Origin of the sequence: Halomonas sp. MS1 (assembly GCF_024182575.1) — a bacterium.
Classification (GTDB): Bacteria; Pseudomonadota; Gammaproteobacteria; order Pseudomonadales; family Halomonadaceae; genus Vreelandella.
The window spans coordinates 3,080,152-3,093,454 of sequence record NZ_CP098926.1 but is presented as its reverse complement, the minus strand read 5'-3'; the positions used below and the strand labels follow the sequence as shown (position 1 = coordinate 3,093,454).

The 13,303-nt window shown below is 51.1% G+C and carries 13 protein-coding genes and 1 rRNA gene; 6 read left to right on the top strand and 8 right to left on the bottom strand.

Annotated features, from left to right (window positions below; all coding sequences use genetic code 11):
* Nucleotides 1-36: 36 nt before the first annotated feature.
* The 4 genes from bktB to NF683_RS14075 all read right to left on the bottom strand — a co-directional run bounded on the left by bktB (nucleotide 37) and on the right by NF683_RS14075 (nucleotide 5,276).
* The gene (gene bktB, locus NF683_RS14090; protein WP_253920270.1) at nucleotides 37-1,224 is read right to left on the bottom strand and encodes a beta-ketothiolase BktB; all 1,188 of its coding nucleotides are present in this window, start codon (nucleotides 1,222-1,224) and stop codon (nucleotides 37-39) included.
* A 76-nt stretch (nucleotides 1,225-1,300) separates the two neighbouring features.
* Nucleotides 1,301-2,443: an acyl-CoA dehydrogenase family protein gene (locus NF683_RS14085; RefSeq protein WP_125746921.1), complete on the bottom strand. Its 1,143-nt coding sequence runs from the start codon at nucleotides 2,441-2,443 to the stop codon at nucleotides 1,301-1,303.
* Nucleotides 2,444-2,445: 2 nt separating this feature from the next.
* Nucleotides 2,446-4,002: a fatty acyl-CoA synthetase gene (locus tag NF683_RS14080; RefSeq protein ID WP_253920269.1), complete on the bottom strand. Its 1,557-nt coding sequence runs from the start codon at nucleotides 4,000-4,002 to the stop codon at nucleotides 2,446-2,448.
* A gap of 41 nt (nucleotides 4,003-4,043) precedes the next feature.
* Entirely contained in the window at nucleotides 4,044-5,276 is a 1,233-nt protein-coding gene (locus NF683_RS14075; RefSeq protein WP_089037643.1) for an ABC transporter substrate-binding protein, read from the bottom strand.
* 269 nt (nucleotides 5,277-5,545) lie between these two features.
* Between NF683_RS14075 and NF683_RS14070 the strand changes: the two genes are divergently transcribed.
* A complete protein-coding gene (locus tag NF683_RS14070; RefSeq protein WP_083002708.1) occupies nucleotides 5,546-6,397 on the top strand; it encodes a TatD family hydrolase in 852 nt (283 codons plus the stop codon).
* A 12-nt stretch (nucleotides 6,398-6,409) separates the two neighbouring features.
* Nucleotides 6,410-6,889 (top strand): hypothetical protein, encoded by a 480-nt coding sequence (locus tag NF683_RS14065; protein ID WP_038483013.1) that lies wholly within the window; start codon nucleotides 6,410-6,412, stop codon nucleotides 6,887-6,889.
* Here NF683_RS14065 and NF683_RS14060 read toward each other — a convergent pair.
* The gene (locus tag NF683_RS14060; protein WP_253920268.1) at nucleotides 6,886-7,467 is read right to left on the bottom strand and encodes an elongation factor P hydroxylase; all 582 of its coding nucleotides are present in this window, start codon (nucleotides 7,465-7,467) and stop codon (nucleotides 6,886-6,888) included. The two genes, NF683_RS14065 and NF683_RS14060, sit on opposite strands and share 4 nt — an antisense overlap.
* 155 nt (nucleotides 7,468-7,622) lie before the next feature.
* Between NF683_RS14060 and NF683_RS14055 the strand changes: the two genes are divergently transcribed.
* The 3 genes from NF683_RS14055 to NF683_RS14045 all read left to right on the top strand — a co-directional run bounded on the left by NF683_RS14055 (nucleotide 7,623) and on the right by NF683_RS14045 (nucleotide 10,857).
* Nucleotides 7,623-9,041 (top strand): MATE family efflux transporter, encoded by a 1,419-nt coding sequence (locus tag NF683_RS14055; protein WP_253920267.1) that lies wholly within the window; start codon nucleotides 7,623-7,625, stop codon nucleotides 9,039-9,041.
* A gap of 3 nt (nucleotides 9,042-9,044) precedes the next feature.
* Nucleotides 9,045-10,043, top strand: coding sequence for a DUF3080 family protein (locus NF683_RS14050; protein WP_253920266.1), 999 nt, complete (start codon nucleotides 9,045-9,047; stop codon nucleotides 10,041-10,043).
* 112 nt (nucleotides 10,044-10,155) lie between these two features.
* A complete protein-coding gene (locus NF683_RS14045) occupies nucleotides 10,156-10,857 on the top strand; it encodes a hypothetical protein (RefSeq protein ID WP_089037638.1) in 702 nt (233 codons plus the stop codon).
* A gap of 87 nt (nucleotides 10,858-10,944) precedes the next feature.
* Here NF683_RS14045 and tusA read toward each other — a convergent pair whose 3' ends face one another.
* Nucleotides 10,945-11,196, bottom strand: a complete 252-nt coding sequence (gene tusA, locus NF683_RS14040; protein ID WP_089037637.1) for a sulfurtransferase TusA — start codon at nucleotides 11,194-11,196, stop codon at nucleotides 10,945-10,947.
* Nucleotides 11,197-11,224: 28 nt separating this feature from the next.
* Between tusA and NF683_RS14035 the strand changes: the two genes are divergently transcribed.
* Nucleotides 11,225-11,512, top strand: coding sequence for an antibiotic biosynthesis monooxygenase family protein (locus NF683_RS14035; RefSeq protein ID WP_089037636.1), 288 nt, complete (start codon nucleotides 11,225-11,227; stop codon nucleotides 11,510-11,512).
* Nucleotides 11,513-11,542: 30 nt separating this feature from the next.
* On the opposite strand, the gene rlmM is transcribed toward NF683_RS14035, so the two are convergent.
* Nucleotides 11,543-12,610 (bottom strand): 23S rRNA (cytidine(2498)-2'-O)-methyltransferase RlmM, encoded by a 1,068-nt coding sequence (gene rlmM, locus NF683_RS14030; RefSeq protein WP_253920265.1) that lies wholly within the window; start codon nucleotides 12,608-12,610, stop codon nucleotides 11,543-11,545.
* A gap of 537 nt (nucleotides 12,611-13,147) precedes the next feature.
* A 5S ribosomal RNA gene (gene rrf, locus NF683_RS14025) occupies nucleotides 13,148-13,263 on the bottom strand.
* Nucleotides 13,264-13,303: the final 40 nt, after the last annotated feature.

Below are 13,303 nucleotides of genomic sequence, written 5' to 3'. Positions count from 1 at the left end.
AAACACACCTGTCGATTGTTATTGGAAAACCGTTTGTTATTCGCGCTCTATTAACAGCGCAATGCCCTGCCCACCGCCGATACACAGCGTGATCAAACCATAGCGGCCCTGACGTCGCTCCAATTCGTGTAAGGCTTTTAGGATCAAGATGGCACCGGTCGCGCCTACTGGATGACCGAGCGCCACCGCACCACCATTCGGGTTGAGTTTTTCCACTGGGAAACCCAGCGTATCGGCAACCGCCATTGCTTGTGCCGCAAAGGCTTCATTGGACTCAATCACATCAATGTCATTGATCGTCAGCCCTGCCTGCTGGAGGCAGCGTTTCACCGCAGGGATTGGCCCTAACCCCATTACCGAAGGCTCCACACCGGCGGTGGTTGCCACGCGCAGTCGCGCCCTAACCGTTAAATTGCGCTGCTGTGCTTCATCAGCATGCGCCAGCACCAAGGTCGCTGCGCCATCGTTGATCCCAGAGGCATTGCCTGCCGTAACCACTCCCTCTTTTTTAAAGGCCGGTTTAAGCCGTGCTAAATCGCTTAACTCAACGCCTTCTCGCACATGCTCATCACGGGCAAAGGAAACCGTCTGTTTTCCTTTTGTCACCTCAACAGGCACGATTTGCGCGTCAAAATACCCTTCTGCAATGGCTTTTGCCGCTTTACGATGGCTATCCACCGCAAACTGATCTAGCTGCTCGCGGCTTAAGCCATACTGCTTGGCGATATTTTCAGCGGTCATGCCCATATGTCCGCTGCCAAATGGGTCACTAAGAATACCGAGGGTAAGATCCTGGATATTGGCATCGCCTAGGCGTATGCCATTGCGTGCTTGAGGCGGCAGTAGATAAGCACCCCGCGACATCGACTCAGCCCCACCTGCCAAGGCTAAGCGGCTGTCGCCCAGAGCGATTTGCTGCGCAGCGGATATCACTGCCTGCACGCCGGAACCACATAACCGGTTAACATTAAAGGCACCGGCTTCTTTTGGCACACCCGCACTTAACGCGATATGACGGGCAAGATAGGCATCTTCTGGGCTAGTGGTAATAATATGGCCATACACAGAGTGGTCGATATCAGCGCCAGCAATGCCTGCACGGCGCAATGCTTCCTGAGCAGTGATAGTGCCTAACTCATGGGGCGCGAAAGATGAGAGCGACCCACCAAACCCGCCAATAGCGGTACGAGCACCGCTTACAATAACAACGCTATCCAGTTGCATAATCTCTCCTTAGTAATGACGCACAGCGGAAAAGGACTTAAGAAAAGGGCTTAAGAAAAGTACTTAAGAAAAGCGCTTAAGCCACTTTGCCCAACAGCGAGCGTGCGACCACTTCTTTCATAATCTCAGAACTACCGGCGTAAATAGTTTGCACACGTGCGTCTAAATAGAAGCGTGAAATGGGATACTCATGGGTATAACCATAACCACCAAACAGCTGAAGGCACCGATCAACAGCACGACACTGCAGCTCGCTAAGCTGTAATTTGAGTATCGCGGCTTCGGTACTTGTCATCGTGCCGTGGCGGTACTTATTAACGCACTGATCAAAGTAGGCACGCGCGACATCCAGCTGTGCCTTGATCTCAGCCAGCGTAAAGCGGGTATTTTGAAAGTCGGCCACGCGCTGACCAAATGCGTGACGCTGGGTAACGTAATCAAGCGTTAATGCCAACGCGCCCTCTACCGCGCCAAGCGCTTGCGCACCTACGCCTAAGCGCTCCCGGGGCAGCTCTTGCATTAGATAGCGAAACCCAGCGCCCTCTTCCCCTAATAAGGCACTGTTAGGCAGTTGCAGTTGGTCAAATGCTAGTTCTGCCGTATCGCTGGCGTGCTGGCCAATTTTCTTAATGGGCTTGCCACGGGAAAAACCGGCAAGTGACGTATCGACCAAAAACAGCGAGACCCCTTTTGCACCTGCACTGGGGTCTGTTTTTGCACAGACAATAACGAGATCGGCCACTTGGCCATTGGTAATAAATAGTTTGCTGCCGTTAAGCGTCCACCCGTCAGCTGTTTTGGTCGCGCGGGTTTTCATCGCCGCCAGATCGCTGCCAGCATGCGGCTCGCTCATAGCAATCGCCCCCAACCACTCCCCGCTTGCCATGCGGGGAAGCCAGGTTTCGCGCTGTTCATCAGTGGCTAAATTTTGCAGGTAAGGCATTACGATATTAGCGTGAATGTTGTAAGCGCTGGCTAGCCCACCAAATCCTTGTCGAGACATCTCCTCCAGTACTAGTTGGGTGATAGCAATATCGGCACCTGAGCCGCCATAGGTCTCATCAAGATCAATCCCCAATAGACCAGCGGCACCCAGCGCTAGCCATAAAGAGCGTGGTATTTCACCATCCGCTTCCCACTGGTCATAGAAAGGCGCCACTTCCTGCGCTAAGCAGCGGCTGATCATGTCATGAAACAGCGCTTGTGTTTGCTCGTCCATGCTCACTCCTTTAGGTCTTTGCGCAGGTGACGTTTAAGAATTTTACCTGCGGTGCTTTTTGGCAGAGCCTCTGCAAACACCACACGCTTAGGAACTTTGTAGGGTGCAATCAAGCTTTTTGTATGGAGGATGAGTTCATCCTCGCTAACCACTTGCCCCTCTTTCACCACAACGACGGCGGTAATCGCTTCAATCCACTTTTCGTCAGGTAGCCCCACCACCGCTACTTCCGAAACAGCCGAGTGCTTAAACAGCGCCTCTTCCACCTCACGGCTGGCAACCAGCACGCCCCCCGTATTGATAACGTCTTTAATCCGGTCCACGACATATAAATAGCCTGCTTCATCGAAGTAACCCACATCACCAGAGTGAAACCAGCCGCCTTGGAAAGACTCAGCGGTCATCTCCGGCTTATCCCAGTAGCCCGTCATTAACTGCGGCGAACGATGGACAATCTCGCCATGCTCACCGGGGGCAACGTCGTTCATTTCCAAATCAACAATGCGCGTTTCCACCGTAAGTATCGGCCGCCCCGCCGACGCAGGACGCTCAGCATGCTCATCTGGACGTAATACCGTTGCCAAGGGGGCAATTTCACTCTGCCCATAACAGTTATATAAACCAACATCGGAGAAACGCTGCTGCATCTCTTCCAACACAGGCACCGGCATGATCGAGGCGCCATAGTACGCTTTCTTGAGTGTGGTTAAATCGAACTGATCAACGTCAGGATGACGTAGCAAGCTGATCCACACCGTGGGCGGCGCAAAGAACGATACGATTTTTTGTTTGGTAATCGTCGCCAGACAGCTATCCGGAAGCGGTGCTTCAAGCAAATGAATGGGGGCGCCCAGTAGTAAAGCCGGCATCAAAAAAACATGCATTTGTGCGGAGTGGTAAAGCGGAAGAGCGGCCAACATGGCGTCACTTCCCTTGATATCCAACTCCACCATGCAGGCCATATATTCCGCCATCAGCGCTTGGTGGGTCATCATTGCCGCTTTAGGCGCTGCCGTTGTGCCAGAGGTATAGAGCAGTTGTGCCAGACTGCTTCCCTCCACGGCGACCGCTGGCTCCCTTGTTGATGGCGAGGAATGCACATAAGCCAAGACATCAAAACGACCTAACTGGCTATCTTGTTGATCAGTATGCAGTGTTCCATTGACCGTTAATGCTAACCCTTGGGTTGCCTGCTGCACTTTGTCAGCTAGCGAACTATCGCTTAGCACTCCTTTCGCCCCGGACTGCTCAAGGATATAGCGCAGCTCATCACTACTTAGCGCAAAGTTAATAGGCACATGTACTAAGCCCGCTTTAGTGGCAGCAAGCCAGGCAATGACATAGGCATCTGAGTTTTTACCGTATACCGCCAACCGATCCCCAGGAGAAAGACCGGCCGCTAACAAGCCACTAGCTACGCTGTTAGCGGCATTGTTAAGCGATTGATAGCTCCAGGTTCGTTCACCAAACGTTAACGCAAGCTGGTGAGAATATTTGCGAGCGCTGCGGTTTAGCGCAGCGCCAATCGTATTACGGTGAATTAAGGGTGTCTGTTCCATGCCAAGTCCTTATTGTTATGTGTTGTTAGGGCTTCAGCGTTTTACGAATTGTTGACGAGTGGGCAAACGCTTTCAGAAAGTGGCCGGAATGCTTCCTCGGCGGGAATAGTGCGCACAACTCTGAAGAGGTCATCCTCATCAGCTGACTCTTCCGGTGTTTTCACTTCAACGAGATACATGTCATGGACCATACGGCCGTCCTCACGAATGTAGCCGTTCGTTGCAAAAATATCGTTAATGGGGGTATCGGCCATCTGCTGACGAACGGTTTGCGTGTCGTCTGTTCCCGCTGCCTCTATGGCTTCTAAATAGTGGCGGGTGCTGGAATAGAGCCCTGCATGCACCATGGTCGGCATGCTGCCGGTGCGCTCACGGAAACGCTCTGCCCAGGCACGCGTTTCATCATTTAAGTCGTAATACCATGCTTTAGTGAACTGCAGTCCTTGAGCGCTCTCCAATCCAATGCTGCGTATATCAGTACTGAACAGCACCATGCCTGCTAGAATCTGCCCGGCTTGAGTAATGCCAAATTCGCCTGCCGTTTGCACCGCATTGATGGTGTCTCCACCGGCATTATTGAGCGCAATTACATCAGCACCCGATGCCTGGGCTTGCAGCATGAAAGAGGAAAAGTCACTGTTCGGGAAGGGATGGCGCGCGCTACCGACTATCGTTCCACCGTTTTCGGTGACCACTCGCTCTACATCCGCTTCAAGTGCATGGCCAAACGAATAGTCGGCACTGAGCAAATACCAGTTTTTATAGCCTTCCTGAGTAATTGCCTTGGCCGTACCGTTAGACATCGCCCAGGTATCGTAAACCCAGTGGATATGGTTAGGAGAGCAGTGCTCGTTAGTGACACTGGAAGAAACAGCACCGTTCACTAAGCCAAGTTTATCCGCCTCTTCTAACAAGCCTACTGCTGCTAATGTAACCGATGAAGCCACTAGGCCAGTGACCATGTCGACATTGCGTTCATCAATCCATTCACGCACCACGCTTGAGCCAACGTCAGGGCTATTGCGATCATCAGCGCTAAAGACGACAACTTGGGCACCGTGTACGCTGCCGCCAATATCCTCAATCGCCATCTCAATGGCATCTTGCCCTAATGGGCCTATGGGGTCGCGATAAACGCCCGACATATCAGCTAGATAACCAATGCGGATTTCATTATCTGAAATACCTTCACTGGCGGCCACGCTGGGGGCATAGCTAGCCGTAATGACCGCAGCCGATAGCGCAGAAATAGCGCAATGACGTGATAGATGCATGCTTTTCACCTGTCTATTGTTGTTATTAAAAGAGCCTTAAGCCCGATTTATTTCATGCTTCATCCTCATGTTAAAAGTAAAAACCGCTTTACTGTTTACCTATCGAGCCAGTTTTTTTGCAATTCGTGCCATTCGATTGAGACACCTACCCGGGATAGACCATTAGTCGTTGTTACTCTCCAGCGTTACAATGGCGTTTTACAGCTGGCTAAATAATTAACGGGAGCTGGCTGCTATCGAATCTTTAACTGACACTGGGAGTGTGACGCTTGGCGACAAGTGCTGTGGATAGTTTTTTACCCGAGGCGCTGCAGTTTCGCTCTGGTGCCCCCTTGGTGGATATCGGCGCTAACCTGACTCACGAGAGCTTTCAGCGTGATTTAGCTGATGTCATTGCACGGGCGAAAGCGGCCAATGTAGCTACCTTAATAGTGACGGGTACTGATATTGAACACGCTGAGCAAGCCGTAGAGCTGGCTAAACAGACCCCAGGCATATATGCCACTGCCGGGGTTCACCCACACGATGCTAGCGGGTGGAATAGTGATGTGGCGCGCCAGTTGAAAGCGCTTCATCAAAAACCTGAAGTGGTTGCCGTGGGCGAGTGTGGACTGGACTTTAATCGCAATTTTTCAACGCCTCACGAGCAAGAGCGAGCGTTTGAAGCTCAGTTGGCGCTCGCTGCTGAAAGTGGCTTACCGCTATTTTTGCACGAACGCGACGCGGGGCAACGAATGCGTGAAATGCTGCATAGCTGGCGAGACGACATCAGCCAAGCCGTTATTCACTGTTTCACCGCTGACCGAGATACGCTGCACGGCTATCTCGATTTAGATCTTCATATTGGCTTAACCGGCTGGATTTGTGATGAGCGCAGAGGTCATCACCTTCGCTCAATAGTGAAAGATATTCCGTTAGAAAGGTTAATGGTAGAGACTGACTGTCCTTACCTGCTGCCTCGCAATCTTCCAGCCAAACTAAAAGGACGCCGTCACGAGCCAGCCTTGCTACCATGGATTGTAAGAGAGATTGCCCAGTGGCATGACGTGACTGAAACCGAGCTGGGGAACGCAACAACCCGCACTGCCCAGCATTTTTTCCGCCTTGATGCGGAAGCTTAAAAGGAGCGAAGCGTGGCTGATTACCCAGGATTTATTGCCATTGAGACGGGCGAAGATGACGGCTTGCCGCTGGCTATTGCCTGGTCTCTACCTGATGGTCGCATTAAGCAAACACTCATTCAGCCGGACGATAGCTGGATCAGTGAAGACACGAACGTGATGGGGTCTTATAGTATTGAAGAGCTAGAAAGCCTCGGCGTCAGCCCTTTGGATGTCATACGTGAACTAGAGACCGATCACTTCTCGGCTACGCTGTACACCAGCGATAACGGCGAGGATGAAGCAGCGCTGGCTCGACTCTTTGACACCTACGGCTTGGATCCTTTTGTTGAATTAGCGCCGGCACAGGTGCTTTATGAAGCGATTAGCGCGAGAGATTGGCACCGTTTACGCAGCGAAATTTTTAACGACATGGGGCTCGAACCGATGCGGCCCGAGCACGAAATTGAAGTAATGCTAACGCTTCACAAACAGCTTACCGAGAAAGACTAAGCCGACGCGACCAGCGCCACGTCAAGTTCTAGCTGCCCCTGTTTAATGGCCTGCACCAAGGTATCTTGATGCTGATAATAGCGTGTCAATGCGATAAAGAAAGCGTTGGCACGCAATGGCAGCCCCTCTGCTAAATAACGTGCTGCTCTGGCCTCTACTTTGTTGGCAAACGCATCTCGATCAACCTCAACGTCCCCACCTAGATTATCGACACTAACGTGGAATGTGCGTCCGCAGGCGTGGGTAAACAGCTTTTCCAGCGCCTGCGGGGCAATCTCCGCTTGTTCGAAGGCGTGCTGCTGCTGGGCGTCGCGCCCATCAGGCAAGTACCAGTACCCGTAATCTTCCAGCTGCCGACGCTTCTCTCCTGCGATGCACCAGTGGCTGATCTCGTGCAGCGCACTAGCAAAAAAACCGCGCGCAAAAATCACCTGATGATAAGGTGTTTCAGATGTAGCTGGGCGATATAGGGGTTCATCGCCACCTTTGATTAATCGCGTCTGATAGCGTGCTAAAAACACACCATCAAACAGCGCCGTTATGTCGTGAAGCGTCCAACGCTCCTGCTCTTGAGTCACTATATACCTACGTCGTCGTTCATTTCGTAAAGTATACCCGCGCCTTGTCCAGATGATAAAGAGATGGCAAATCATTAGACAGCTACCGAGATCCTAGTAACTCCTGCTACTCTATCGGCTTTTGTTGGGTCACTTTGCTAAACAGGAAACATACCGTGGGCGGCTTTACTAGCAATATAAAATCCATCTATTGGCCAGAAACACGCACGTTGGTAGCGTTAGCACTACCCATCTGTGGTGCTCAACTCGCGCAGGCGGGTATGAGCGTGGTCGACGTCATCATGACCGGCAGGCATAACGCCACCGACTTAGCTGCCGTTTCGGTTGGCTCAAGCCTGTGGATGCCACTGATGCTATTTATGACCGGTACATTAATGGGCCTTACGCCTATCGTGGCGCACCTTTTGGGTGGCAAGCGAAACAGTGATATTCGCCCTGCGGTTCACCAGGCATTGTGGGTCGCATTAGTACTCGGGCTCACTGCCGCTGTATTGCTGTGGACAGTCGTGACACCTATCTTCGAACTTATGGGGGTGCCTCCAGCGGTTGCAAGAGAGTCTGCTGCCTACCTTTCCGCGGTTGCCTTCGGCATGCCCGGAATCGCCTTGTTTCAGGCGCTTAGAGCCTTTTCAGATGGCATGAATCACACCCGCCCCGCGTTATGGATTAGTTTAGTGGGATTAACCGTTAATATTCCCAGTAACTATTTACTTATCTATGGCGGCTATGGCCTAGTTAATCTATTAGGTGATGGATTACCCAGCGCTCTGCAACAGCTACCGGCACTAGGCGCATTCGGCTGCGGCATCGCCACAGCACTCTCGATGTGGACAATGGCCGTTGCAATGGCTCTCTATACCCGTAAAGGACACGCCTATCAAAGCGTCTCAATTTGGCAAACGCTAACCCCACCAACACTGTCCGGCATCCGCGAGCTTGTCGTAGTGGGTATGCCCATCGGTGTGGCTATTTTCGTGGAAGTGACGTTATTTACCCTGATAGCCTTGTTTATTGCCAGTTTCGGAGAGGTCACAGTCGGGGCTCACCAAATTGCCCTAAGCTTCACGTCTATTCTCTTTATGCTGCCGATGTCATTGAGCATGGCACTTACCGTACGTGTTGGTAATACATTGGGCCAACAACGTTCTGCTATGGCGCGCACTGTCGCTTGGAACGGTATCGTGATCAGTGTCATTGTGGCCGTCATCAACAGTACATTGCTTTGGTTTACAGCGGTGCCGGTGATTGCGTTGTACACCTCCAATGCCGACATCCAGGCTTTGGCGCTCACCATCATATCCCTGGCAGTCATTTTCCAGCTATCCGATTCACTTCAAGTCAACTTAGCAGGTGCATTACGAGGCTATAAAGACACCCGAATCGTGATGGTCATTACCGTACTTTCTTACTGGATTGTTGGTTTAGGCGGTGGTCACTGGCTGGGAACTCACGGTCTAGGCGGTATGTCTGGCCCACTGGGGGTCCATGGTTACTGGATGGGCCTGATTGCGGGGCTCAGCACAGCCGCACTATTACTTGCTTGGCGGTTAAAGTGGATTAGCCAACAGGAGTAAGCAATGGCGCTCTACCCACAACCTATATTATGGCTGACTGCCAGTGCCAGCTTGCTACTAGTGAGCTGCGGAAACAATGGTGCTGAACAGCCTTGGGTAGAGTATCACCAACAGCTCACTAGCGATCTTTCAATTGCCGATATTGAGCGTCACCCTCCACCTAATATTGGTAAATTTCCTGAACGTCGAGAGCGGCTATTCAATATTCCTGAAACCCGAGAGGGTATGCTCAATATCTATGCGTTACGTGAGTGTCAGATAACATCACTCATTGCAGCGCGGAACAATCAGTTGGGGCGCGTTGCTCCCCCTAGCCAGCACTGGCTTTACGAACGCGCACTATGGCAACGCCTAAGTGCCTGCTGGAACAGTGATGTTCCTGACGGCCTAAGTGATGACAATAAGGCGCGGTTGGCTGAACTAACTGAGCTTAAGACAGAACAGCTACCAGCGGTCAGCTGGAATGCCATTTTTGATTCTGAAGAGTGGGAAAAAAGCTTTTCCCGAGCAAGTGCCCCCCTAAACAGCGCTGAACTACCTAATATTGACAATCAACTGGTTGCCGTTGATTACCTTGAGCGAATGGTGACGCACCAATTTAGCCAAGCATGGCAACAGGACTCTTCAGCACTTGAAAACCACCTTAAAGCGCTGCAAGAGAGGCCATTAACAGCAGAAATTTTACGCACACTGTTACTCGCCCGCCAACGCTTAACAGAGGCAAACATAGCGCTTGAGTCAACGCGCTTAACCACTAGCGAGTGCCTGCAAGGTGACTTTCCAGCAGGATTTAATCAAGTTGAGCAGATTTCCCTCAGGTGGCTTACAGCAATTAACCGACTAATTAATGCCCACCAAATAACGCCACCTGAAGCGGTTAAAAACTATCAGAACACCTGGTTATCATTGAATAACCCGCAAGCTCCCTGGCAGCAGCTCCAACAAGTAAAAGCACAACACCAAGCGCTGCGAGATCAATTTACTAGCTGCTCCGATAATTAAAAATCACAAACCCCCTTAACCTTCTGGGCAACCTGTGCTATTGGTGAACTAAGTGGTAGGCAGCATACGCTGTTTACCGATGTCGTGACCACGCAGCACAAGGAGGGACATTATGGGCGCATCCCTGTCACCCCGCTCTGCCCAGGTCATCGACCTGGAAACCGTGCGTCAGCGTCAGCAGGCGCAAAAATGTTTGATCCGCCTAGCCCCTGAGCTAGATGGGTTAGAGATGGTCTACCAGCTCGCTGCGAGTCCCGACACGTATTACGGCCTACCTATTTTGGCCTGGGGGCTGCAAGAGAACGGTAACATCATTGGCCTTGTGCCATGGATGGAAAAGCTCGCTGCTTGTCATGAACTCGACAGCCATGAAAATGGCCAGTTTATTGGCTACCGCGATCCAGAAACTGAAGAAATTTTCGCCCTTCCTCCTGATCATAAATACGACGAGCTAATGGCCTCAGCCAGTTACTTCGAGTATGAAGCGTCAGGAGAGGTTACGCTGATTCAACAGCTTCCAGACACCCTTGGCACTCATGCTTTATGCATGAATCATCCCGATGCACCCTGGAATATGAAGCAAGTCTATGGATGGCGCCTCTATAGCGATGGAAGCGTTGAAGCAGTTCTTGCCGATGAACAGCAAGCCACGATGTCCCCCATCCTACTGGGCGATAAGTGCCTTTACGATGCCCACTCTCGCCATCGCACGGTTTACTTTTTTCAACGCCATATCGCTAACCGCATAATGGATGAAGACCCTGCGACACTGGAAGCTTTGGCGATGATGGTTGTTCCAAATAAAGAGGGGTGATCTTAACTAAGCACTTGCGAGGCTACCCAATCAAAGCCAAAGCCTAAAGCCAATATTAATGGCTAGCCTCGCATAGCTGCAGAAGCTTTACGCTAGGCGAATAAAATACACGTAGTGGTCATCAGACTCCTCTTGCTGCAGTAGCTGGTGTCCCAAAAATTGACAAAATTTTGGCACATCACGAGTCGTTGCGGGGTCTGTTGCTATTACCTTCAACACCTGCCCTGGCGTCATATCACGCACCTTGTTATGCATTAACATAATAGGTTCAGGGCAATATAAACCCGTTGTGTCTAACGATGCATCAAAGGCACTTGGGTCATACGTATTATCAGTCATCTACAATCTCGTTTAGGAAACAGACAGCATGATCAAAGTAATCATTGAACGGCGTATTATGCCTGGCCTGGAAGAAGAATATGAACTGGCTGCCCGCGAAGCAATGCGCGTTTCACTTGGCGTACGAGGATTTGTCGGTGGAGAAACGCTCGTCGAACTTGGCCATACAGATCGCCGCCTGATGATTACCAAATGGCGCGACCTTCGGGCTTGGAAAGAGTGGCATTCAAGTGAAGCACGTGCAGCGGCCATGCAGAGCATCCTACCTCTGTTAACAGAAGACGAAACTGTCCGCGTGTACGAACCAGGCTGTTAACACCCTTACGTTACTCCGCCGACCTTTAAATTAGTGAGCGAGCCTTACATGAACCGTCACTTCTTCCCGATCATGGTAGAGGTGGCGACATGTAATCGTAGCGCGCACTCCCGCCGTTTCCAACGCATCTTCCAAAGTGCTAATACAGCGATTAACCTCGTCCCAGCGTTTCTTCATGGGCAGTTTTAAATTAAAAATTGCCTCTCGACACCATTTGCGAGTTAACCATCTTTCCACCATTGCTAACACGCGCACAGGCTTATCGACGATATCACAAACTAGCCAATCCATTCGTTGCGGCGGTTCCCAAGTAAATCCATCTTCTTTAAGATGATCTATCTGTCCCGTAGCCATTAGCTGCTTGTCCATTGGCCCATTATCAATGGCATAAACATACATGCCACGCTGGACTAACTGCCAAGTCCAACCACCTGGGGCGGCCCCTAAATCCGCTGCCTGCATATGATCCGCAAGCCGTGTATCCCACTCTTCTCGTGGAATAAACTCATGCCACGCCTCTTCTAACTTCAGCGTTGATCGGCTTGGCGCACGGGATGGGAAACGTAGGCGGCGTATACCATTAATCAGCTCACTTCGATTATCAGGAAAGCTCATACCCAACTGAACACGATCACCATCCGTCCAGAAAATATGTAAACGACGTGCACCGGCTTTACCGCGCAAGGCGCCCCGTTTTTTTAGCATACTCTGCAATGGCTTAGTCAGCGCTTTAATTAAGCCTGCCAATGCTTTGCCATCATTGGTATCTGGCGTTTCGTGCCAAATTTCTTCAAAACTCCAACGACTTGACTTTACCTGATCGAGAATAGCCGTAAGCCTATCATCTCGGGACAGCGTGAGCGCAGGCAGTGCAGCTAGACTTTGACGAGCAAAAATAAGTTGCTTAAACGCCGCTTTACGATGCAAATCATTAATCGGCTCTTTATCTAAGCGCGTTAAACTCACCCAACCTTCGCCTTGTGCAGGTTCGCAACTCACCTCGTGCTGTTTGGCGTGGTGTTGCATTTCAGCCAGAGCGTCGCTTTCAAACCCTGGGCGGCAATAGACAAGCCACGATGTGGGTACTGTTTCACTCACCCTTTCACCTCGAAAGTAATTTCATGTCATAGGTGAACATCTATTCAGAATAAAATGCCCCCGCTAATCGCCGCATCATAGCACTTTCTTTCAAATGCTTTCTAAGTAGTGAGATTAGTAGCGATAATTTATCTGCTTGATGTGCTTAAAACATTATCAGCGACTAACAAAAAAACCCCAGCTTCAACTGAAACTAGGTGTTTGTTAATAAGTACCTGGCGATGACGCCCCCCAGCCCTCCGCGTTGCCCTCGTCATTCCCGCGGGCCCTTGCTCTCATCATTCCCGCAGGTCCTTAGCGGGAATCCATGTTGAATTGGGGTTTCAGGCTGCTGCAGGTCAAGGTCAAGGTAGATTCCCGATAACCCCACTCGGGAATGACGGCGTAGTGGCTCGGGAATGACGGTGCGGTGATTCGAGTGTGACGTGCGGTGCATGCTTCGGGAGGTAGCCGCTTTGTTATAGGGGCTAGGGAGTGCTTTTTCTTCCGCGCAAACAAAAAACCCAGCCGGTTGGCTGGGTTCTTTGTTAAATAAGTGCCTGACGATGACCTACTCTCGCATGGGGAGACCCCACACTACCATCGGCGCTAAGCGGTTTCACTTCTGAGTTCGGCATGGGATCAGGTGGTTCACGCGTGCTATGGTCGTCAGGCGTAACTGGTCATGTATATCATGCTGAACATGTAATCGAT